Consider the following 21,960-nt stretch of genomic DNA (forward strand, 5'->3'; position numbering starts at 1 on the left):
TGCCGTCCGTGCGCATCACCCACCTGACCGACTGCTACCTGCCCCTGCTCGGCGGGATCGAGACCCAGGTCGCGCGCCTCGCCCAGCAGCAGGCCGCGGCCGGCCACGACGTCTCGGTGGTCTGCACGACCCCGGCCCGTCCGGGCGCGCACGGGGTCTCCACCGAGCGGGAGGGGGACGTCACGGTCCACCGGCTCGCCGCGCGCGTCCCGGGCGGCTACCCCGTGCACCCGCGCGCACCGCACCACGTGGCGCGGATCCTGGGGGCGGACCGGCCCGACGTCGTGCACCTGCACATGGGGGTCCTCACGCCCTCGACGCAGGCGTCGCTGCGCACCGTCGTCCGCGCGGGCCTGCCCGCGGTGCTCACCGTGCACAGCGTGTGGGGCCGGGCGGAGAAGGCGTTCGCCGGGCTCGACCGCGTCGTGGGCTGGTCGCGCTGGCCCGTGCTGTGGTCCGCCGTGAGCGAGCTGACGGCCGCGCCCCTGCGCCGCATCGTCGGCGACCACGGCGAGGTCGTGGTGCTGCACAACGGCCTGGACCTCGACGCGTGGCGCGTCCCGCGCACCGAGCGCGGAGACCGCATGGAGGGTGCCGCGGTGCACGTGGTCGCGGCGACGCGGTTCGCTCCCCGCAAGCGCGTGCTGCCGCTCCTGGAGGTCGTGCGCGACGCCGTCGCGCGCCTGCCCGAGGGGGCGCTCCACGTGACGCTCGCCGGGGACGGCCCCGAGCTCGACGTGGCACGCCGGTTCGTGGCGGAGCACGGGCTGGGGACGGTCGTGTCGCTGCCCGGACGGCTCGACGCGACCGGGCTCAAGCGCCTCTACGCGCGCGCCGACGTGTTCGCCGCGCCCGCCGTCGAGGAGGCGTTCGGCATCGCCGCGCTCGAGGGCCAGGCCGCCGGGCTCGCCGTCCTCACGCGCTCGCAGTCCGGCGTCGCGGAACGCCTCACCGACGGCGTCGACGCGCTCCTCGCGGACGACGACGCCGGCCTCACCGACGCGCTCGTCCGCCTCGCGACCGAGGACGGCCTGCTCGACCGGATCGTCGCGCACAACCGCGACGTCCCGTCGTCGGCAGGCTGGCCGCGCGTCCTCGCGGACGTCGAGGCGGCGTACGAACGGGCCCGGCGAGCCACCTCGATCGCGGTGGCTCGCCGGGCCCGTCGCCCCCGCTAAGGGGTCACTCCCACTCGATGGTGCCCGGGGGCTTGCTCGTCACGTCGAGGACGACCCGGTTGACCTCCGCGACCTCGTTGGTGATGCGCGTCGAGATGACGGACAGCACGTCGTAGGGCAGGCGCGTCCAGTCCGCCGTCATCGCGTCCTCGGACGACACCGGTCGCAGCACGATCGGGTGACCGTAGGTGCGGCCGTCGCCCTGCACGCCCACGGAGCGCACGTCCGCGAGCAGCACGACGGGGCACTGCCAGATCTCGCGGTCGAGGCCGGCCTTCGTCAGCTCCTCGCGCGCGATGGCGTCGGCGGCGCGCAGCGTCTCGAGCCGGTCGCCCGTGACCTCGCCGACGATGCGGATGCCGAGCCCGGGGCCGGGGAACGGCTGACGCCAGACGATCTCCTCGGGCACGCCGAGCTCGAGGCCGACGGCACGGACCTCGTCCTTGAACAGCGTCCGCAGCGGCTCGACGAGCGAGAACTGCAGGTCGTCGGGGAGGCCGCCGACGTTGTGGTGGGACTTGATGTTCGCCGCGCCCTCACCACCGCCGGACTCGACGACGTCCGGGTAGAGCGTGCCCTGGACGAGGAACTTGACCTCTTCCCCGTGCGCGCCGGCCTCGGCGACGACGTCGCGCGCGGCGTCCTCGAACACGCGGATGAACTCGCGACCGATGATCTTGCGCTTGGTCTCGGGGTCGCTGTGCCCCGCGAGCGCCGCGAGGAAGCGCTGGCGCTCGTCGCGCACGACGAGCCGCACGCCCGTGGCGGCGACGAAGTCGCGCTCGACCTGCTCGGCCTCGCCCGCGCGCAGCAGGCCGTGGTCGACGAACACGCACGTGAGCTGGTCGCCCACGGCCTTCTGCACGAGCGCCGCGGCGACGGACGAGTCGACGCCGCCCGAGAGGCCGCAGATGACGCGCGCGTCGCCCACCTGGGCGCGGATCGCCGCGACCTGGTCGGCGATGACGTTGCCGGGAGTCCAGTCGGGAGCCAGCCCCGCGCCGTCGTACAGGAAGTGCTCGAGCACGGTCTGGCCGTGCGCGGAGTGCTTGACCTCGGGGTGCCACTGCACACCGAACAGGCGGCGCTCACGGTTCTCGAACGCGGCGACCGGCGAGCCGGACGACGTCGCGAGCACCTCGAAGCCCTCGGGCGCGCGGTGCACGGCGTCGCCGTGGCTCATCCACGTGGTCTGGTTCTCGGGGGTCTCGGCGAGCAGCACGCCTGCCGAGCAGACCTCGACCTCGGTGCCGCCGTACTCGCGCAGGCCCGTCTGGGCCACCTCGCCGCCCAGCGCCTTGGCCATCGCCTGGAACCCGTAGCAGATGCCCATGACGGGGACGCCGGCGTCGAACAGCGCGGGGTCGACGAACGGGGCGCCGGTCGCGTACACGGACGACGGGCCGCCCGAGAGGATGATGGCCGCCGGGTCCTTCGCGAGCATCTGCTCGACCGTGAACGTGTGCGGCACGATCTCGGAGTACACCTTGGCCTCGCGCACGCGGCGCGCGATGAGCTGCGCGTACTGCGCGCCGAAGTCGACGACGAGGACAGGTCGGGGCGTGGCGGGCGCGGGAGACGTGGAGGCGTCGGGAGCGGAGGTCACCCGTCGATTCTAGGTGCCCGCGGACCGCTGCCCGTCAGCCGTCCTCGAAGGACAGCTCGACGCGCCGGTTGAGAGCCCGGCCCGCCGGGTTGTCCTCGCCGCCGACGATGTTCTCCGCCACCGGCTCCCGGCTGCCGTGCCCGCCGACCGTGAGGGTGAGGTCGGGCCGCTCGGCGCGCAGGACGGCCGCCACGGACTCGGCGCGCGCGACGGACAGCTCGTCGTTGCGCGCGTCGGTCCCCATCGAGTCGGTGTGCCCGTCGACGGCGACCGCGGCCCCCTGCGGGATCTGGTCCACGAGCTCGGCGAGCGCCGCTGCCGCCGCCGGGGTCAGCGCCGACTCGTCGAACGGGAACAGGAGGTCGGAGGTGAGCACGACGACCGTCTCGCCGGCGTCCTCGCGCGTCGTCTCCAGGCGCGTGGTCGCGTCCTCGACGTCGAGCGGGAACGTCGAGTCGTCGACGTTCAGCGGGTGGACGGCGTCCTCGCGCATCGCGTCCGTGATCGCCCCGGGAGGCGTCGCGTCGAGGATCGCCTCGCGCTCCGCCGCGAGCTCCTGCTCGACCTCGGCGACGAGCTCGTCGTGACGATCGGAGCCGTCGTCGGACGCTGCCGCGGGGAGCGTCGGGCCGAGCGGCGCGGCGACGAGCACGGCCCCGAGGAAGGTCGCGGCCGCCGTGCGGACCGCACGCACGCGCGGCGAGCGGCCGGCGGTCCGCGCGGAGCTCGTCACTCGGCACCGTCGAGGTACGTGATCTCCGCGGCCGTGAAGACCGGCAGCCCCTGGCCGGGCAGGACGTCGATCGTCGCGGGCGATCCCTCGGGGGCGGGGAGCTGGGCGAACGCCTCGATCGTCGCGTGGTTGACGAACCCGTCGAACGGGTACCGCGGCGAGCCGACGATGTGATAGCTGCACTGCTGCGGGTCCGGTGAGCCACCCTTCCACGAGCCCTCCGTGCAGAACGGACGGTACTGCACGAGCCCGACGGGGTCGGTCGCGGTGAGGACCCAGTCGATGCCGAGGTCCAGGTGGCTCGCCGACGCGTCGTCCGGCTGGTCGTCGCTGTCCCAGCGGAGCGCCCACCGCACCGTGAGGATCTCGTCCTGGACCTCGACGGAGCGCAGCGTCGTCGTGAGCTCTCCCCCGAGCTCACTGCTCGGGGCGTCGACGGTCTGCTCGGCCATGACGGAGTCGGCGACGCGCGCCGCGCCACCCGCGGCGGCCTCGTCGACGCCGGCCTCCGCGCCACCCTCGTCGGCCTGCGCCGAGCTCGCCGCGGGCGGGTCGGCGTCCTCCGGGGATCCGCCGAGCAGCCCGCAGCCTGACAGCGCGAGCGTGGCGATGACGGCCAGGGCGGTGAGCGACGAGCGTGCGCGGTTCATGATCCCCCGAGTCGGACGGTCCACCGCCACCCGACTGCCGGGCGGCGACCCGCCGTCGACCCTGCCATACCGGGCACACCCGCGTAACCCTCCTGCGGCGGGCAGAAGTACCCATACCGAGACGTTCTCCGCCGCGTCGAGGCGCGGCGGAGCGCCCGCGTCAGACGGTGCCGAGCCGGGCGCGCAGGTCCCGCGCCGCACGCTCGGGGTCGGACGCCTGCGTGATCGCCCGCACGACGACGACGCGCGTCGCGCCGGCGTCGAGCACCGCACCGAGCCGCTCGGCATCGATCCCTCCGATCGCGAACCAGGGGGTCGTCGGGCGCGTCGCGGCGACGTCGCGCAGCAGGTCGAGCCCGACGGCGGCGCGTCCCGGCTTCGTGGGCGTCGCCCACAGCGGCCCGACGCAGAAGTAGTCGACGTCCGGGTCGGCCTCGGCCACGGCGGCCTGGTCGGCCGAGTGGGTGGACCGGCCGAGCACCGGCGCCGGGCCGAGCAGGGAGCGCACCGCGGGCACGGGGAGGTCGCCCTGGCCCATGTGGACGACGGGCGCGCCGGCGAGGCGCGCGACGTCGGCCCGGTCGTTGACCGCCCAGAGCGCGCCGTGCTCCGCCGCCACCCGGGCGACGAGATCCTGCAGCTCGAGCTCGCGCGCGACGTCGAGCGACTTGTCGCGGAGCTGGACGACGTCGACGCCCCCCGCGAGCGCGGCGTGGAGGAAGTCCTCGAGGTCGCCGCGCTCCTCGCGCGCGTCGGTGCAGAGGTACAGGCGCGCATCGGCGAGGCGGGTGCGCGCGTCGTCCGGAGCCGGCACGACGGGGGTAGCGGGCGTGGCGAAGGTCTCGGTGCTCACCCGCCGGAGCCTAGCCGCGCCCGCTCCCGCACGCGGGTAGTGTGGCCGACAGCACGGGAGCCCCGCACGGGGCTGAGAGGGCGTCGGAGCCGACCGTCGAACCTGATCTGGGTCATGCCAGCGAAGGGAGCGCGCATGCACACCCCTGTCCGTCCCGGACCCCGCACGTCCGGGGCCGGTGCGCCCGTGCCCGACGGCGCACGCGACGTCGTCGTCGTGGGCGGCGGCATCGTGGGGCTCGCCGTCGCGTGGCGCGCGGCGCGCGCCGGGCTGACCGTCACGGTGCTGGACCCGGCGCCGGGCGACGGGGCCACGCACGCCGCCGCGGGCATGCTCGCCCCGGTCACGGAGGCGGACTTCGGCGAGGACGCCGCGCTGCGCCTGCACCTCGCCGCCGCAGCGACCTGGCCCGGGTTCGCCGCGGACCTGCACGCCGCGACGGGGGCCGACGTCGGGCTGCGCACCGCGGGCACCCTCACGCTCGCGTACGACGCCGACGACCTCGCCCTGCTGCGCCGCGTCCTCGCCCTGCACGCCGCGCACGGCCTCGCGTCGCACGAGCTCACCGTCGCCGACGCGCGTCGGCGCGAGCCGTACCTCGGCCCGCGGGTCGCGGGCGCGGCCTGGGCGCCCGCGGACCACGCGGTCGACCCGCGCGCGGCGCACGCCGCGCTGCTCGGCGCGCTCGACGCCGTCCCCGGTGCGAAGCCGGGCACGCTCGCGGGCGCGGACGGAGGTTCGGTCGTGCACGCCGCCGTCGTGCGTGCGTCGGCGACGCGGCTCGCGCTCGACCCGGCCGGGCGGGTCGTCGGGGTGCACGACGACGCGGGCCGGCTCCACCGGGCGGGCGCGGTCGTCGTCGCCGCGGGCTGGGAGTCCGGCGCGCTGCTCGCGGACGTGCCGGGCGCCGTCGTGCCCACCCGACCGGTGAAGGGCCAGACGCTGCGCCTCGACGCCGGTCCGGACCTCGCGCTGGAGCACGTGGTGCGCGGCGTCGTGCAGGGGCGACCGGTGTACGTCGTGCCGCGCGACCCGGTCCCGGAGGGGCAGGGTCACGGCTGCGCGGGGCACCGGGAGGTCGTCGTGGGCGCGACGTCCGAGGAGAACCCCGACGACCGCCGCGCGACCGCGGGCGGGGTGTTCGCGCTGCTGCGCGACGCACGCGCACTCCTGCCCGGCATCGACGAGGCCGCGCTCGTCGACGTCACGCCCCGGGCGCGCCCCGCGACGCCGGACAACCTGCCGCTCGTCGGCCCCACGGACGTCCCCGGGCTGCACCTCGCGACCGGCCACGGCCGCAACGGCATCCTGCTCGCGCCGCTCACCGCCGCCGCTGTCGTCGCCGGCCTCACCGGCGCCGCGCTCCCCACCGACGCCGCGACCGCCCTCGCCCCGACCCGCCCCGACCGCTTCGCCGCGCTCTCGACGACGACACCGAGGTGATCTTCATGACCCCACCCGCTCCGACCGCGCTCGTCAACGGCGAGCCCTACCCGCTCGACGCACCCGTGCACCTCGAGCAGCTCGTCGCGGCGCTCGTGCCCGCGTACGTCGCCGACGGGACGCCGCAGGGCGTCGCCGTCGCCGTGGACGACGCCGTCGTGCCGCGCGGCTCGTGGGCGACGACCGTCGTCGCGCCCGGCGACCGCATCGAGATCGTGACCGCCGTCCAGGGCGGCTGAGGAGGACCCGTGACCACGACCGACAGCTCCCCCGCGACCGCGAACCGACCGACGGAGGGCGACGACCCGCTCGTCGTCGCCGGGACGACCATCGGGTCGCGCCTCGTCATGGGGACCGGCGGGGCGGCGAACCTGCTCACGCTCGAGGACGCGCTCGTCGCGTCCGGCACCGCGCTGACGACCGTCGCGATGCGCCGCGTCGCGGTGCGCGCCGGCGGCGAGGCCAGCCCCGACGCCGGGATCTGGGCGCTCCTCGCCCGCCTCGGCATCCGGGCTCTGCCCAACACGGCCGGGTGCTTCTCCGTGCGCGAGGCCGTGCTCACGGCGCACCTCGCGCGCGAGGCGTGCGGCACCGAGTGGGTCAAGCTCGAGGTGATCGCCGACGACGTCACGCTCCTGCCCGACCCGGTCGGGCTCGTCGACGCGGCCGACCAGCTCGTGCGCGACGGGTTCGTCGTGCTGCCCTACACGAACGACGACCCGATCCTCGCGCGCCGGCTCGAGGACGTCGGCTGCGCCGCCGTCATGCCGCTCGGTGCACCGATCGGCACCGGGCTCGGCATCCTCAACCCCCGCAACATCGAGGCGATCGCCGCCGCGGCCCGCGTGCCGGTCATCCTCGACGCCGGGATCGGGACGGCGTCCGACGCCGCGCAGGCGATGGAGCTCGGCTGCGACGGCGTCCTGCTCGCGACCGCCGTGACGCGCGCGGCAGACCCGGTCCGCATGGCGCACGCGATGCGCCTCGCGGTCGAGTCGGGCCGCCTCGCCGCCGGCGCCGGCCGCATCCCCCGCCGCGAGGGCGCGCTCGCGAGCTCGTCGCCCGACGGCCGCCTCGACCTCGCCCTGTAGCCCGGCGGAGCACACCGCAGCGGTACCGGGGTCTCAGGCCGTGCGAGCGGACAGGCCGACGAGGTCCACCCAGGGTCAGAGACGAGTGGTCGCAGCGAGCCGCGCTCCGAGCACGACGAGCACCCCACCGGTGACGCGGTCGACCCACCGCACGGCACCGGAGCCGCGCAACCGAGGGCCGACCGAACCGGCCGCGAGCACGACCCCGGTCAGCCACGCCGACCCGAGCACGCAGTGCACCCCGGCCAGCGACGCTCCCATCGCCAACGGGTTCACGCCCTCCGGGACGAACTGGGGGATCGTGGCGACGTAGAAGACTCCCACCTTGGGATTGAGCAGGTTCGTCGTCAGACCCATGAGGAAGTCGCGGCCACGCCCCCCGACCGGCGGTGGGACGGCGACACCGTCACCCTCTGGTCGGCGGCGGAACGAGGACCAGAGCAAGGCTGCGCCCAACCACACGAGATACCCGGCTCCGGCGACGGTCAGCACCTGGTACGCGACCCGGCTCGCGGCAAGGAGCGCTGCGGCCCCGGCCGCCGCGGCGACGCCCCAGACGAGCGTCCCTGCCTGGATCCCGAGCAGGGCCGCGACGCCGTGCCCCCGGGATCGCGTCACGGTGCTACGCAGCACGAGCGCGGTGTCCAGACCGGGGACGATCGTCAGGACGCCGGCGACGGCCGCGAAAGCCAGCAACGCCTCAGGCACGGTCACGACCGTCACCCTAGACCGCCGCCGGCGGATCGTCCCCGAGCGGGGCTACCTCGGCGGGGCCGACGACAGCTCGGCGAGGAGGGCGGAGACGCCGCCGACGACCGAGCGAGCGTCGAGGCCCGCCGCGCGCGCGACGTCGGCCACGCGCGCCGACCGGGCGCCCACCGCGCACACGACGAGCACCGGGCGGTCGGTCGGGAGGTCGGCGAGCGCCACGCTCACCGCGTCCTCGGACGCACCCGGGACGCCCAGGAACGCACCGCTCGGGACCAGCACGGCCCCGGGCACCGGGCGCACCTGCGCCTCCCAGTCCTCACGCACGTCCAGCAGGAACGCCGTGCCCGACGACGCGACCTCGCCCCCGAGCAGCGTCGCGGCCTCGCGCGCGCTCACCTCGGTCGGCGCCGGCCGCGCGGGCACGAGGCCGCAGAACGACGCGTAGGCGTCGTCGCCCGGGAGCAGGGCCGTGACCGGCTCGCGCGTCGGGTCGGCGCGCACGGTGAGCTGGCGCCAGGAGAGGTCGAGCGCGTCGTAGACGGCGAGGCGGCCGAGCAGCGTCGTCCCGGCGCCGGTCACGAGCTTGATCGCCTCGGTCGCCATGACGGAGCCGACGGTCCCGCACATCGCGCCGAAGACTCCGCCGGTCGCGCAGTCGGGCGCGGCGCCGGGCGGCGGAGGGACGGGGAACACGTCGCGGTACGTGACGCCACGTGCCTCACCGTCGTCCGGGCCGGCGGGAGCCGCGCCGCCCGGGTGCGCGTCGCCGTCGGGCGCCGCGAACCGCGGGGCGCCCCAGAAGACGCTGACCTGACCCTGGAAGCGGTAGATCGAGCCCCAGACGACGGGCAGGCCGAGCACCTCGGCCGCGTCGGAGACGAGGTAGCGCGTGGGGAAGTTGTCGGCGCCGTCGAGCACGACGTCGTAGTCGCGAAGCACGTCGAGCGCCGTGTCCGCGTCGAGGCGCAGGGCGTGCTCGACGACGCGCACGTGCGGGTTGACGTCGGCGATCGCGTCGCGCGCGGAGTCGACCTTGCGGCGTCCGACGTCGGGCCCGCCGTGGATGACCTGGCGCTGCAGGTTGGACGTGTCGACCACGTCGTCGTCGACGATGCCGATCGTGCCGACGCCCGCGGCGGCGAGGTAGAGCAGCGCCGGGCTGCCGAGTCCGCCCGCGCCGACGACGAGCACGCGCGCGGCCGCGAGGCGGCGCTGCCCCTCGGGCCCGACGCCGGGCAGCGCGAGGTGGCGCGCGTACCGCTCGAGCTCGGCGGTGCTCAGCGCGGGACCGGGCGCGACGAGAGGTGCGAGCGGGGGCGTCGTCATGCCGCGTACTGCTCCTCCAGGACGGCGAGCTTGGCCTCGGCCTCGGCGTGCACCTTCTTCTCGAGGACGAACGACATGACCGGCACGACGCCCGCGAACACCATCGTCGCGAGGCGCCCCCAGCCCCAGCGCATCTTGGTCCACAGGTCGAGGACCGTGACGAGGTAGACGACGTAGATCCAGCCGTGCGCGAAGGGGATCCAGGAGACGTACCGCATGATCCCGTCGACGTCGACGAACTGACCGACCCCGTACTTGACGAGCATCTCGACGCACAGGATGAGGAGCATCACACCCGTGATGATCGCGAGGACCCGGTAGCGGGAGAGGGCACCGCGCGCCTTGCGGATCGCGGTGCGCGCGGCCTCCGTGCTGGGTGCCGCCACCTCGGCGGTCGCGGCGGCGGGCGCGTCGGTGGGGGTGGCCGGGTCCTGCGTGGTCATGGGGAGTGTCCTCGTTCCGGGCGAGACGGCCGCGGCGGTCCCTGCCGCGCGCGGTGGCGTGACGCGGTCGCAGCGTTAAAGCGTCGCCGCGTGTCGGACGCCGAACCTAGGGTAGAACACCGTGCGACCCCTCCCCCTCCCCGACCCGGGGACCCCCGACCTGCGCGGACCGACGCGCTACCTGCTCTGGCTGGCCAAGCGCCAGTGGACCGTCCTGACCGTCTCCGTCCTGCTCGGGCTGGTCAACTTCGCGTGCCAGGCGTTCCAGCCGTACATGCTCGGCCGTGCTCTCGACGAGGGGCTCACCGCGGGGTTCGGGCCGGCGCTGTGGCAGTGGGCCGGCCTGCTGCTCGCCCTGGGGCTCGGGATCGTCGTCACGGGAGTGACGCAGCACCGGTTCGACATCGCGAACTGGCTGCGCTCGGCGCTCACCACGTCGCAGCTCGTGGGCGACGTCACCGCGCGCTCCGGCGACGCGATCACGGAGGAGCTGCCCACGGGCGAGGTCGTGTCGACGGTGGCGAGCGACGCCATGCGCGTCGGACAGCTCTTCTCGATGATGGGCCAGTTCCTCGGCGCGCTCGGGGCGTACGTCGTGGTGGCCGTCATCATGCTCTCGACGTCGCTCCAGCTCGGGCTCGTCGTCGTGCTGGGCCTGCCCGTGGTCGCGGCCGTGCTCGCGCTCCTCGTCAAGCCGCTGCAGCAGCGCCAGGCCGCGCAGCGCGAGGCGCAGGGCCGCCTCACGACGCTCGGCGCCGACACCGTCTCCGGACTGCGCATCCTGCGCGGCATCGGCGGCGAGGGCGTGTTCGTCGGCCGCTACGCACGCCAGTCGCAGAAGGTGCGCGAGGCGGGCGTCAAGGTCGCGCACACGCAGGCGCTGCTCGACGCGCTCCAGGTCCTCCTGCCGGGCCTCCTCGTCGTGCTCGTCGTCTACCTGGGCGCGACGGCGGCGATCGCGGGCGACATCACGCCCGGCCAGCTCGTCGCGTTCTACGGGTACGCCGCGTTCCTCGGCTGGCCGCTGCAGGTCGCGACGCAGATGCTCAACATCGCGACGCGCGCCCACGTCGCGTCGCGCAAGATCGTGCGCGTCCTCGCGGTCGAGCCCGCCGCGGGCGCCACCTCCGCGACCGCGCCCATGCCGCCCGAGGGCAGCCCGCTCGTCGACGAGACGAGCGGGCTGGTCCTCGAGCCCGGTCGCGTCATCGCGCTCGTGTCCGCGGACCCCGACGCGTCCGCCGCCGTCGCCACGCGCCTCGGCCGGTTCGACGACGACGCGGAGTCCGCCACGCCCGTGCGGCTCGGCGGGACGCTGCTCGCCGAGCTCGACAAGCACGCGCTGCGGCGGCGGGTCGTCGTCGCCGAGGCGACGCCCCAGCTCTTCTCGGGCGCGCTGCGCGACGAGCTCGACCCGCGGGGCTCCGCGACCGAGGCGGACGTGCTCGCCGCGGTCGCCGTCGCCGACGCCCACGACGTGCTCGACTCCGTCCCGGACGGCCTCGCGGGCGAGCTGCCCGAGAAGGGCCGCTCCCTCTCGGGCGGCCAGCGCCAGCGTGTCGCCCTCGCCCGGGCCCTGCTCACCGAGCCCGAGGTGCTCGTGCTCGTCGAGCCGACGAGCGCGGTCGACGCGCACACCGAGGCACGGATCGCCGCGAGCCTCGCCGACGCGCGTCGCGGGCGCACGACGCTCGTCGTCACCGCGTCGCCTCTCGTGCTCGAGCACGTCGACGAGGTGCTGCTCCTCGAGAGCGGTCGCGTCACCGCGCGCGGCACGCACCGCGACCTCGTCGACCGCGCCCACGCGTCCGGCACCGCGCCGGACGACGACGCGGCCCGCTACCTGCGCGTCGTCGGGCGCTCGCTCGACGAGTCGCCCGTCCTCGCCCGCACCGCACCCGAAGGAGGAGAGTCGTGAAGCTCCCCGTCGCCGACGGTCCCACCGTCCGCAGCGCCGCCGGGCTCCTCTTCGCCCGCCACCGCGGCACGTTCGTGCTCATCGCCGTGCTGCACACCCTGGCCGCCGTCGCCGGTCTCGTCGGGCCGTGGCTGCTCGGCCGCCTCGTCGACGCCGTCACCGAGGGCACGACCTCGTCCTACGTGACGACCGTCGTCGCCGTCGGTGCGGGGGCCGTCGTCGCGCAGGCCGTGCTGCGCCGGTACGCGCAGCGCCTGTCCATGGTGTTCGGCGAGACGGTGTTCGCCGAGCTCCGCGAGGACCTCGTCGAGACGGTGACCTCGCTCCCCCTCTCGACCGTCGAGCGCGCCGGTACGGGCGACCTCGTCGCACGCACGACCAACGACGTCGACCGCATCCAGCACGCGGTGCGGTTCGGCGTGCCGCAGCTCCTCGTCGCGGTCGTGACGCTCGTGCTCACGGTCGTGGCGTCGGTCGTCGTGGCGCCGCTGGTCGCGCTGGCGCTGTTCGTCGGCGTGCCGCTGCTCGTGGTCGTCTCGCGCTGGTACCTCAAGCGCGCGTCGGCCGGCTACCAGCGCGAGGCCGCCGCCTACGCGACGCTCAACGGCACCATCACGGAGAACGTGGAGGGCGCTCGCACCGTCGACGCGCTCTCGCTCACCGAGCGGCGCAAGGCCCGCGTCCGCGCCGACCTCACGGAAGCGTTCGAGTCGGAGCGGTACACGCTCGGGCTGCGCACGGTGCTGTTCCCCGGCATCGACCTCGCGATCGCGATCGCCCCGGTCGCCGCGCTCGTGTGGGGCGCGTGGCTGCTCTCGCAGGGCCAGACCACGCTCGGCGCCGTCGCCACGGTGACGACGTACGCGTTCCAGCTCGCCGGTCCGGTGTGGAACCTCATCTTCTGGCTCGACGAGATCCAGGTCGCCGCGGCGTCGTACGCGCGCATCGTCGGCGTCGCGCAGGTCCCGGGCGACCGGACCGCGACGGGTGAGGTGCCGGACGGCGACCGCCTCGTGGCGCGCGACGTCGAGTACGCGTACCGCGAAGGACGCCCCGTGCTGCACGGCGTCTCGCTCGACCTGGAGCCGGGCGAACGGCTCGCCGTGGTCGGTCCGTCGGGCGCGGGGAAGTCGACCCTCGGACGCATGCTCGCGGGCATCCACCCGCCGACGGCGGGGTCCGTCCGCTCGGGCGGCGTCCGGCTCGTCGACCTGCCGCTGGAGGACCTGCGCCGCGAGGTCGCGCTCGTCACGCAGGAGCACCACGTGTTCGTCGGGACGCTCGCCGACAACCTCCGGCTCGCGAAGGTCGACGCGGGCGAGACCGAGCTGCTCGACGCGCTGGACGCCGTGGACGCCCGCGGCTGGGCCGAGTCCCTGCCCGACGGGCTGGAGACCACGGTCGGGTCGGGCGGGCACGTGCTCACCCCCGCACAGGCGCAGCAGGTCGCGCTCGCGCGCCTCGTGCTCCTCGACCCGCACACGCTCGTGCTCGACGAGGCGACGTCGCTGCTCGACCCGCGCGCTGCCCGGCACCTGGAGCGCTCGCTCGACGCCGTGCTCTCCGGGCGCACGGTGGTGGCGATCGCGCACCGCCTGCACACCGCGCACGACGCCGACCGCGTCGCCGTCGTCGACGCCGGACGGATCGCCGAGATCGGGCCGCACGACGAGCTCGTGGCCGCAGGCGGGGACTATGCGCGGCTGTGGGAGTCCTGGCAGCAGGAGTAGCACCGTCCGCGTCCGGTCCGGCCCTCCCCCGGGACCGGGCCGCGGCCGGGCTGGAGGGTGCCAAGATGGTGCTGATGCCTGACACCACGAGCGACGCCCCGCACGACCTCCCGTCCCTCCCGAGCCCGTGGCGGGCCCGGGTCCCCGGCTACGCCGACATCGACGCCCTCGTCGGGCTGCGGCGTCTGGACGAGCTGCAGGGGACGGGCTCGACGCACGTCGACCCCGCCGGGATCGAGTCCGAGGTCGCGGGACTGGCGTCGTGGACGCGTCGCCAGCTCGTCGCCGTCGGGCCGGACGACGTGCCCCACGCCTGGATCACGGTGCACGACCGCGCGGCCGGGCGGGCGACCGTCTGGGGCTACTTCGACCGCGACGTGGACGAGGTCGACGCGATCGCCGACGCGTTCTACCGATGGACGGAGCGCACGGCGGTCGCGATGGCACGCCTGCGCGGTGTCTCGACGACGCGTCTGGACGAGAGCCCGTTCGCCGACGACACGCGCCAGACCGGCTGGCTCACGCGGGCAGGCTACGCCAGACGGCGGAGCTGGTTGCACATGACCCGCCCCGTCACGGCGGACGAGGCCGCGCTGACGCCCCGCGCGCGCGTCACGGTGCGCCCGGTCGAGCGGCACCAGAACGGCTTGCCCGTCGCGGCCGACCTCCAGGTCGTGCACCAGATGCTGGAGACGTCCTTCCAGGACCACTTCAACTCCTACCGCGAGAGCTTCTCGGAGTTCGTGCAGCGGCTCCGCGAGGACCCGGGACACAGCTGGGACCACTGGTGGCTCGCGTACGTCGAGACGGACGACGGCCACCGCGTCGCGGCGGGCACGGTGGTGTGCTCGTCGCTCGCCGCCCTCCCGGGCGGCGCACGCGGCACCTACGTCGAGTACATCGGGGTCACACGCGCCGCCCGGGGCCGCGGCGTGGCGAAGTCGCTGCTCGCCACGGTGATCGCGGACGCAGCGCGCGACGGGCGCGACCGCGTGGCGCTCGAGGTCGACGCGGACTCCCCCACGAAGGCCGACCAGCTCTACCGCTCGCTCGGTTGGGAGACGGACTACGTCACCGAGTCGTGGTTCAAGGACCTCGCCGTCGAGGGCTGACGTGCTCGACGGGCGCCCGGCCCGGACCTACCCGTGGCGGCAGGAGGATCAGTCGCCGGGCAGGCCGGCGATCCCGGAGCCGTCGCCGCGCGCGCGGCGCGCTCCGCCCGCGGCCTCGTCCCGCACGAGCCGGACCCACAGCAGCACGGCGAACCCGCCGAACACCCACCACTGCAGCGCGTAGAACAGGTTCTGCAGGTTCAGGCCGGTGCCGCCCTCGATCGTCGGGCGCGGGAGCTGGGCCGGGCCGCCGTCGGCGGCGGAGACCTGCGGGGGGTCGGACGAGAGGAGCACGAGGTACCCCGAGTAGATGGGTCCGCCCCAGACGTTGACGAGCTCGCCCGTGGCGATCGCGTCCGTCTGACCCGCCGGGAGCACCAGCTCCCCCGCGGCCTCGGAGGCCTGCAGGTAACCCGTGAGCCGCACCTCGCCCTCGGGCACGACGAGCGCCGCCGCGTCGTCGGGCTCCTCCACCCATCCGCGGACGACGGGGAGCACGGGCGCGCCGGACAGCTCGGCCCACGACTCCCCTGCCGTGCCGTCGTCGGTGACGCGCAGCGGGGTGAGGACGAGGTAGCCGGTCCGACCGTCGAGCGCTCGACCGGCGACGACGAGCTGGCCGTCCGGCTCGTACTCCCCCTCGACCCACGCCTGCCGGCCGACGAGCTCGCCGGGGAACGTGGACTGCGGAGGGAGGAGAACGCCGAGGCCTTCCGGGCCGACGGCCTCGAGCTCGGCGGCCTCCTGCTGCGCCGCGAGCTCGGCGCGCTGCTGCGCGCGGTCGAGCTGCCAGACGCCGAGCCGCGCGCACACCGCCGCGGCGAGGAGGAACAGCACGAGCAGCCCGATCACGCGTGGCTGGCGGGCGACCGCCCAGAACGAACGGCGGGCGGTGGGCTCGGGCACGACCCCACGGTAACCGCGCGCCGCACGACTCCCCGAATCCGCGAACCCGCCCGGGCGAAACTCACATCCGGCGGACCGACGCGCGCCGCCGCGGGGACGGACGTCCCGGACCCGTCGCGCTGCCCGGGACCTTGGACCCTTTGTCCGGCAGCGGAGGCACGTCACACCCCGGAGCGCCGTCACGAACCGTGCAGGGCCTCGGTCGATGCGGTTGTATGAAGCCGTAGTCGTTCACGAACCCTTCCCCCTGCAGGAGCGTGAGATGAGCACGACCACCGCCACCGAGCACACCGCCTGGCGACCCGCCGAGGTCGCCCCGCTCGACGACGACACCCTGCGTCGTGTCGACGCGTGGTGGCGCGCGGCGAACTACCTGTCCGTCGGCCAGATCTACCTGCTGTCCAACCCGCTGCTGCGCACCCCGCTGGTGCGCGACGACGTCAAGCCGCGCCTGCTGGGCCACTGGGGCACGACCCCCGGCCTGAACTTCCTCTACGCGCACCTCAACCGGGCGATCGCCGAGCGGCGCCAGTCGACGATCTACGTCGCGGGCCCCGGTCACGGCGGCCCCGGGCTCGTCGCGAACGCGTACCTCGAGGGCACGTACTCCGAGACGTACACGGACATCACGCAGGACACCGAGGGCCTGCGCCGGCTGTTCCGCCAGTTCTCCTTCCCGGGCGGCATCCCGAGCCACGTCGCGCCGGAGACCCCCGGGTCGATCCACGAGGGCGGGGAGCTCGGCTACGCGCTCTCCCACGCGTACGGCGCGGCGTTCGACAACCCCGACCTGCTGGTCGCGGCGGTCGTGGGCGACGGCGAGGCGGAGACGGGCCCGCTCGCGACGAGCTGGCACTCGAACAAGTTCGTCAACGCGCGCAACGACGGCGTCGTGCTGCCGATCCTGCACCTCAACGGCTACAAGATCGCCAACCCGACGGTGCTCGCGCGCATCAGCGACGACGAGCTGCGCGACCTCATGATCGGCTACGGCCACACCCCCTACTTCTTCACCGGCGGGTTCGACGGCGAGGACCACGTCGAGGTGCACCAGCGCTTCGCGAAGCTCCTCGACGAGGTGCTCAACCACATCGCGCAGATCAAGGCCGACGCCGCGGCAGGGAACGACGAGCGGCCCGCGTGGCCGATGATCGTCTTCCGCACGCCCAAGGGCTGGACGTGCCCGCCCGTCATCGACGGCAAGAAGACCGAGGACTCGTGGCGCGCGCACCAGGTGCCGCTCGCGAGCGCGCGGGACACCCCGGAGCACCTCGAGGTGCTGCGCGGCTGGCTCGAGTCCTACCGGGCCGACGAGCTGTTCGACGAGGACGGCCGGCTCCTCGACGACGTGGCCGCGCTCGCGCCCGAGGGCACGCTGCGCATGAGCGACAACCCGCACGCCAACGGCGGGCTCCTGCTCAAGGACCTCCGCCTGCCCGACTTCCGCGACTACGCGGTCGACGTCTCGGGCCCGGGTGGCTCCGTCGCGGAGGCGACGCGCGTCCTCGGTCAGTGGCTGACCGACGTCGTGCGCCTCAACCCCGACAACTTCCGGATCTTCGGGCCCGACGAGACGGCGTCGAACCGGCTCCAGGCGGTCTACGAGGTCACGGACAAGCAGTGGAACGCGGACTTCTACGGTCCCGACGTCGACGAGCACCTCGCGCGCGCCGGCCGCGTCATGGAGATGCTGTCGGAGCACCAGTGCCAGGGCTGGCTCGAGGGGTACCTGCTCACCGGGCGCCACGGCCTGTTCACGAGCTACGAGGCCTTCATCCACATCGTCGACTCGATGTTCAACCAGCACGCGAAGTGGCTCAAGGTCACCAACCACATCCCGTGGCGTCGACCGGTCGCGAGCCTCAACTACCTGCTGTCGAGCCACGTGTGGCGCCAGGACCACAACGGCTTCAGCCACCAGGACCCCGGCTTCATCGACCACGTCGTGAACAAGAAGGCCGAGATCGTCCGCGTGTACCTGCCGCCGGACGCCAACACGCTGCTCTCGACCTACGACCACTGCCTGCGCTCGCGCCAGTACGTGAACGTCGTCGTGGCGGGCAAGCAGCCGGCGCCGCAGTTCCTGTCCATGGAGCAGGCGATCGCGCACTGCACGCGCGGGCTCGGCATCTGGGAGTGGGCCGGCACCGAGGTCGAGGGCGAGGACCCGGACGTCGTGCTCGGCGCCGCGGGCGACGTCCCGACGCTCGAGGTGCTCGCCGCGGCCGACATCCTGCGGCGCCGCATCCCCGACCTCAAGGTCCGGGTCGTCAACGTCGTGGACCTCATGCGGCTCCAGGACGAGAACGAGCACCCGCACGGCCTCTCGGACAAGGACTTCGACACGCTGTTCACCGCCGACAAGCCGGTGATCTTCAACTACCACGGCTACCCGTGGCTCATCCACCGCCTCACGTACCGCCGCACCAACCACGGCAACATCCACGTGCGCGGGTACAAGGAGGAGGGCACCACCACCACCCCGTTCGACATGGCCATGCTCAACGACATCGACCGCTACCACCTCGTCATCGACGTCATCGACCGCGTGCCGTCCCTGCGATCGACCTACGCGGGTCTGCGCCAGGAGATGGTCGACGCGCGGCTGACGGCCCGCCAGTACACGCGCGAGCACGGGGAGGACATCCCCGCGGTGCGCGACTGGGTCTGGCCGGACGCCGGCGACACGGCGACCGAGGAGGGTGGCCCGCAGCACGACGGCGCTCGCGCCGTGCAGGACACCGGAGGAGACAACGAGTGAGCGACACCGCTCGCAGCATCTACATCACCTCGCCCGAGGGCGAGACGGGCAAGTCCACGATCGCGCTGGGGGTCCTCGACCTGCTGGTCCGCAAGGTCCAGCGGGTCGGGGTCTTCCGGCCGGTCACCCGGGCCGTCGGCCCGGACGTGCAGGACTACGTGCTCGAGCTGCTGCTCGCGCACGACGGCGTGGACGTCACCGCCGAGCAGGCGATCGGCGTCACGTACGAGGACGTCCACGCCGACCCCGAGGCCGCGCTCTCGCGGATCGTGGCGCGCTACCACGAGGTCGCGCGCCAGTGCGACTTCGTCGTGGTCGTCGGGACGGACTACACGGACGTCGCCGGGCCGACCGAGCTGTCGTTCAACGCGCGCGTCGCCGCGAACCTCGGCGCGCCGGTGCTCCTCGTCGTCTCCGGCAAGGGCCGCACGCCCGACGCCGTCGGCAACCTCATCGAGGTGAGCGTCGCCGAGCTGCGATCCCAGCACGCGCAGCCCATCGGCGTGGTCGCCAACCGCGTGCGGCCGGACGAGCTCGACGCGGTGCGCGCGCTGCTCGGCGCGCTCGGCCCGGACGGGGAGCCGCTCGCGCGGTCCGGCTCCGTGTCGTCGGGAGCGGCGGCGTCGGGCACGACGGCGGAGCCCGGCCCGGGCGCCCGGCTGCCCGGCTGGGCGGTGCCCGAGGACCCGTTCCTCGATGCCCCGACCGTGCGCATCCTCATGGAAGCCGTGGGCGGGACGCTCGCGTTCGGCGAGGAGGAGCTCCTCGCACGCGAGGCGACGGACCTGCTCGTCGGTGCCATGTCGTTCGAGCACCTGCTCGACCGGCTCACCGACGGCGCCGTCGTCATCACGCCCGGCGACCGGGTGGACATCCTCATCGGGCTGCTCGCCGCGCACTCGGCGTCGGGCTTCCCGTCCCTCGCGGGCGTCATCCTCAACGGCGGGTTCTTCCCGCCCGAGTCGACCGCGCGCCTCGTCGCCGACCTCGACCCGAGCCTGCCGATCATCCGCACCGACCTCGGGACGTTCCGCTCGGCGAGCGCCGCCGCGAGCGCCCGGGGCCGCGTGACCAAGGAGTCGCAGCGCAAGGTCGACACGGCGCTCGCGCTGTTCGAGCAGAGCGTCGACGGCGCGGCGCTCCTCGCGGGGCTCGACGTGCCCCGGCCCGAGGTCGTCACGCCGCTCATGTTCGAGTACGAGCTGCTCTCGCGCGCCCGCGCGGACCGCAAGCACGTGGTGCTCCCCGAGGGCGACGACGACCGCATCCTGCGCGCCGCGTCCACGCTGCTCGGCCGCCAGGTCGCGGAGCTGACGATCCTCGGCGAGGAGCAGAAGGTCCGCGCCCGCGCGGCCGAGCTCGGCCTCGACATCGACGCCGCGCACGTCGTCAGCCCGCACGACCCGGAGCTCGTCGAGCGGTTCGCCGCGGAGTACCAACGCCTGCGCGCCCACAAGGGCATGACGCTCGAGGAGGCGCGCGAGCGCGTCCAGGACGTGTCGTACTTCGGCACGATGATGGTCCACCTCGGCCTCGCGGACGGCATGGTCTCGGGCGCGAAGCACACGACGGCGCACACCATCAAGCCGTCGTTCGAGATCATCAAGACGCAGCCGGGCGTGTCCGTCGTGTCGTCGGTGTTCCTCATGTGCCTCGACGACCGGGTGCTCGTCTACGGCGACTGCGCGGTCATCCCCGACCCGACGGCGGAGCAGCTCGCGGACATCGCGATCTCCTCGGCGGCGACGGCGCAGCAGTTCGGCGTCGACCAGCGGGTCGCGATGCTCTCCTACTCGACGGGCGAGTCCGGCTCGGGTGCCGACGTGGACAAGGTGCGCCGGGGCACGGCGCTCGTCCGTGAGCGCCGCCCCGATCTGTTCGTCGAGGGCCCGATCCAGTACGACGCCGCCGTGGACGCGTCCGTCGCGGCGTCGAAGATGCCGGGCTCGGACGTGGCGGGTCGCGCGACGGTGTTCATCTTCCCGGACCTCAACACGGGCAACAACACCTACAAGGCCGTGCAGCGCTCCGCGGGCGCCGTCGCGGTGGGCCCCGTGCTGCAGGGTCTCAACAAGCCGGTGAACGACCTGTCGCGCGGCGCGCTCGTGCAGGACATCGTCAACACCGTCGCCATCACCGCGATCCAGGCGCAGGCACCGTCCGACGCCGCCGTGGACGCTTCCACCGCCGACCCCGGCTCCGCGTCCGGCGCCGACTCCCGAGGAGCCACCTCATGACGATCCTGCCCGAGGGCGAGCGCCCGAACCCCTACAGCGCCTACGGGGCGCACGGGTCCGTGCTCGTCATGAACTCGGGGTCGTCCTCGCTCAAGTACCAGCTCGTCAACCCGGTCGGCGGCGAGGCCATCGCCGCGGGCACGATCGAGCGCATCGGCGAGGACACCGGCATCATCAAGCACCGGTTCGCCGGGAACACAACGACGCGCGAGGAGCCGGTCGCCGACCACGGCGTCGCCCTGCGCATCGCTCTGGGCTTGTTCGACGAGGTCGGCCCGAGGCTCGCCGACGCGGACGTGTACGCGGTGGGGCACCGTGTGGTGCACGGCGGCGCGGTCTTCTCCGCACCGGTCCTCGTGGACGACGAGGTCGTGCGCCAGATCTCCGAGCTGTCGCCGCTGGCTCCCCTGCACAACCCGCCGAACGTCAGGGGCATCGAGGTCGCGCGCGAGCTGCTGCCCGACGTGCCGCACGTCGCCGTGTTCGACACGGCGTTCTTCTCCACCCTGCCGGACGCCGCGTCCACGTACGCGCTGGACCGCGAGGTCGCGCAGGCGCACGGGGTGCGCCGGTACGGCTTCCACGGCACGAGCCACCAGTACGTGTCGGGCAAGGTCGCGCGCGTCCTCGGGCGCCGGATCGAAGGTCTCAACACGATCGTCCTGCACCTGGGCAACGGCGCGTCCGCGTCGGCGGTGCGCGGCGGCGTCGCTGTCGACACCTCGATGGGCATGACCCCGCTCGAGGGCCTCGTCATGGGCACGCGCACGGGCGACATCGACGCGGCCGTCGTGTTCCACCTCGCGCGCAACGCGGGCATGAGCATCGACGAGATCGACGTCCTGTTCAACAAGCGCTCGGGCGTCAAGGGCCTGTCCGGCGTCAACGACTTCCGCGAGCTGCGCCGCCTCATCGACGCCGGTGACGAGGACGCGCGCCGCGCCTTCGACGTCTACATCCATCGCCTGCGCAAGTACGTCGGTGCGTACACCGCCGTGCTCGGCCGGGTCGACGTCGTCGCGTTCACCGCGGGCGTCGGCGAGAACGACACGGACGTGCGCGCCGCCGTCGTCGAGGGACTCGAGCCCCTCGGCCTCGCGGTCGACCCTGAGCGCAACGCCGTGCGCTCCGGCGAGCCGCGCGTCATCTCGCCCGACTGGACGAGCACGCTCGTCATGGTCGTGCCGACGATGGAGGAGCTCGCCATCGCCCGCCAGTCGGTCGAGGTCGTCGAGGCCGCCTCGCGCGCCGGCTGAGCGCCG

General features: G+C 74.3%; 18 protein-coding genes and 1 riboswitch. Of the genes, 10 read left to right on the forward strand and 8 right to left on the reverse strand.

The features are described 5' to 3' along the window. The first annotated feature begins 8 nt into the window (after positions 1 to 8). Entirely contained in the window at positions 9 to 1,178 is a 1,170-nt protein-coding gene (locus tag FIC82_RS16285) for a glycosyltransferase family 4 protein (protein WP_168732003.1), read from the forward strand. Between the two features lie 4 nt (positions 1,179 to 1,182). Here the strand turns inward: FIC82_RS16285 and guaA are convergent, their stop codons facing one another. From guaA to thiE, 4 genes are all read right to left on the reverse strand, one after another. Then, positions 1,183 to 2,784 carry a glutamine-hydrolyzing GMP synthase gene (gene guaA, locus FIC82_RS16290; RefSeq protein ID WP_168732004.1) on the reverse strand — a complete coding sequence of 534 codons (1,602 nt, stop codon included), beginning with the start codon at positions 2,782 to 2,784 and terminating at the stop codon, positions 1,183 to 1,185. A 34-nt stretch (positions 2,785 to 2,818) separates the two neighbouring features. After that, complete coding sequence (locus FIC82_RS16295) at positions 2,819 to 3,517, reverse strand: OmpA family protein (protein WP_154799208.1); 699 nt, start codon at positions 3,515 to 3,517, stop codon at positions 2,819 to 2,821. Next, on the reverse strand, positions 3,514 to 4,167 hold the full coding sequence (locus FIC82_RS16300; protein ID WP_154799209.1) for a GNAT family protein: 654 nt from the start codon (positions 4,165 to 4,167) through the stop codon (positions 3,514 to 3,516). Before FIC82_RS16300 ends, FIC82_RS16295 begins: the two co-directional genes overlap by 4 nt. A 160-nt stretch (positions 4,168 to 4,327) precedes the next feature. Continuing rightward, positions 4,328 to 5,020: a thiamine phosphate synthase gene (thiE, locus tag FIC82_RS16305; protein ID WP_418884329.1), complete on the reverse strand. Its 693-nt coding sequence runs from the start codon at positions 5,018 to 5,020 to the stop codon at positions 4,328 to 4,330. Between the two features lie 51 nt (positions 5,021 to 5,071). After that, positions 5,072 to 5,151: riboswitch (TPP riboswitch) on the forward strand. Positions 5,152 to 5,155: 4 nt separating this feature from the next. Here thiE and thiO point away from each other — a divergent pair. From thiO to FIC82_RS16320, 3 genes are read left to right on the forward strand one after another with little or no spacing between them, the layout of a single operon-like run. Beyond that, positions 5,156 to 6,463, forward strand: a complete 1,308-nt coding sequence (thiO, locus tag FIC82_RS16310) for a glycine oxidase ThiO (protein ID WP_154799210.1) — start codon at positions 5,156 to 5,158, stop codon at positions 6,461 to 6,463. Positions 6,464 to 6,468: 5 nt separating this feature from the next. Beyond that, entirely contained in the window at positions 6,469 to 6,702 is a 234-nt protein-coding gene (thiS, locus tag FIC82_RS16315) for a sulfur carrier protein ThiS (protein WP_154799211.1), read from the forward strand. A gap of 9 nt (positions 6,703 to 6,711) precedes the next feature. Further along, positions 6,712 to 7,554 (forward strand): thiazole synthase, encoded by an 843-nt coding sequence (locus tag FIC82_RS16320; protein ID WP_256390396.1) that lies wholly within the window; start codon positions 6,712 to 6,714, stop codon positions 7,552 to 7,554. 75 nt (positions 7,555 to 7,629) lie between these two features. Here the strand turns inward: FIC82_RS16320 and FIC82_RS16325 are convergent, their stop codons facing one another. From FIC82_RS16325 to FIC82_RS16335, 3 genes are read right to left on the reverse strand one after another with little or no spacing between them, the layout of a single operon-like run. Beyond that, entirely contained in the window at positions 7,630 to 8,268 is a 639-nt protein-coding gene (locus tag FIC82_RS16325; protein WP_168732005.1) for a LysE family translocator, read from the reverse strand. A gap of 45 nt (positions 8,269 to 8,313) precedes the next feature. Next, positions 8,314 to 9,591, reverse strand: coding sequence for a ThiF family adenylyltransferase (locus tag FIC82_RS16330; protein ID WP_154799212.1), 1,278 nt, complete (start codon positions 9,589 to 9,591; stop codon positions 8,314 to 8,316). Beyond that, positions 9,588 to 10,034: a DUF3817 domain-containing protein gene (locus FIC82_RS16335; protein WP_154799213.1), complete on the reverse strand. Its 447-nt coding sequence runs from the start codon at positions 10,032 to 10,034 to the stop codon at positions 9,588 to 9,590. Before FIC82_RS16335 ends, FIC82_RS16330 begins: the two co-directional genes overlap by 4 nt. 121 nt (positions 10,035 to 10,155) lie before the next feature. Between FIC82_RS16335 and FIC82_RS16340 the strand changes: the two genes are divergently transcribed. From FIC82_RS16340 to FIC82_RS16350, 3 genes are all read left to right on the forward strand, one after another. After that, a complete protein-coding gene (locus FIC82_RS16340; RefSeq protein ID WP_168732006.1) occupies positions 10,156 to 11,952 on the forward strand; it encodes an ABC transporter transmembrane domain-containing protein in 1,797 nt (598 codons plus the stop codon). Next, complete coding sequence (locus tag FIC82_RS16345) at positions 11,949 to 13,682, forward strand: ABC transporter ATP-binding protein (RefSeq protein WP_168732007.1); 1,734 nt, start codon at positions 11,949 to 11,951, stop codon at positions 13,680 to 13,682. Before FIC82_RS16340 ends, FIC82_RS16345 begins: the two co-directional genes overlap by 4 nt. 65 nt (positions 13,683 to 13,747) lie before the next feature. Next, entirely contained in the window at positions 13,748 to 14,794 is a 1,047-nt protein-coding gene (locus FIC82_RS16350; protein ID WP_154799214.1) for a GNAT family N-acetyltransferase, read from the forward strand. Between the two features lie 48 nt (positions 14,795 to 14,842). Here the strand turns inward: FIC82_RS16350 and FIC82_RS16355 are convergent, their stop codons facing one another. Continuing rightward, on the reverse strand, positions 14,843 to 15,700 hold the full coding sequence (locus tag FIC82_RS16355; RefSeq protein WP_253691231.1) for an SURF1 family protein: 858 nt from the start codon (positions 15,698 to 15,700) through the stop codon (positions 14,843 to 14,845). Positions 15,701 to 15,962: 262 nt separating this feature from the next. On the opposite strand from FIC82_RS16355, the gene FIC82_RS16360 reads away from it, so the two are divergent. From FIC82_RS16360 to FIC82_RS16370, 3 genes are read left to right on the forward strand one after another with little or no spacing between them, the layout of a single operon-like run. After that, positions 15,963 to 18,461 carry a phosphoketolase family protein gene (locus FIC82_RS16360; protein ID WP_154799215.1) on the forward strand — a complete coding sequence of 833 codons (2,499 nt, stop codon included), beginning with the start codon at positions 15,963 to 15,965 and terminating at the stop codon, positions 18,459 to 18,461. After that, positions 18,458 to 20,698, forward strand: a complete 2,241-nt coding sequence (gene pta / locus FIC82_RS16365) for a phosphate acetyltransferase (RefSeq protein ID WP_168732008.1) — start codon at positions 18,458 to 18,460, stop codon at positions 20,696 to 20,698. Before FIC82_RS16360 ends, pta begins: the two co-directional genes overlap by 4 nt. After that, on the forward strand, positions 20,695 to 21,954 hold the full coding sequence (locus FIC82_RS16370; RefSeq protein WP_154799216.1) for an acetate/propionate family kinase: 1,260 nt from the start codon (positions 20,695 to 20,697) through the stop codon (positions 21,952 to 21,954). The genes pta and FIC82_RS16370 overlap by 4 nt, the downstream gene beginning before the upstream one ends. Positions 21,955 to 21,960: the final 6 nt, after the last annotated feature.

Source organism: Cellulosimicrobium protaetiae (assembly GCF_009708005.2).
Classification (GTDB): Bacteria; Actinomycetota; Actinomycetes; order Actinomycetales; family Cellulomonadaceae; genus Cellulosimicrobium; species Cellulosimicrobium protaetiae.

Excerpts from the sequence above, each read along its gene's own strand:
- FIC82_RS16300 (WP_154799209.1), bottom strand. The coding sequence starts at position 4,167 with ATGAACCGCGCACGCTCGTCGCTCACCGCCCTGGCCGTCATCGCCACG.
- thiS (WP_154799211.1), top strand. The coding sequence starts at position 6,469 with ATGACCCCACCCGCTCCGACCGCGCTCGTCAACGGCGAGCCCTACCCG.
- FIC82_RS16330 (WP_154799212.1), bottom strand. The coding sequence starts at position 9,591 with ATGACGACGCCCCCGCTCGCACCTCTCGTCGCGCCCGGTCCCGCGCTG.
- FIC82_RS16370 (WP_154799216.1), top strand. The coding sequence starts at position 20,695 with ATGACGATCCTGCCCGAGGGCGAGCGCCCGAACCCCTACAGCGCCTAC.
- FIC82_RS16360 (WP_154799215.1), top strand. The coding sequence starts at position 15,963 with ATGAGCACGACCACCGCCACCGAGCACACCGCCTGGCGACCCGCCGAG.
- FIC82_RS16335 (WP_154799213.1), bottom strand. The coding sequence starts at position 10,034 with ATGACCACGCAGGACCCGGCCACCCCCACCGACGCGCCCGCCGCCGCG.
- FIC82_RS16350 (WP_154799214.1), top strand. The coding sequence starts at position 13,748 with ATGGTGCTGATGCCTGACACCACGAGCGACGCCCCGCACGACCTCCCG.
- thiO (WP_154799210.1), top strand. The coding sequence starts at position 5,156 with ATGCACACCCCTGTCCGTCCCGGACCCCGCACGTCCGGGGCCGGTGCG.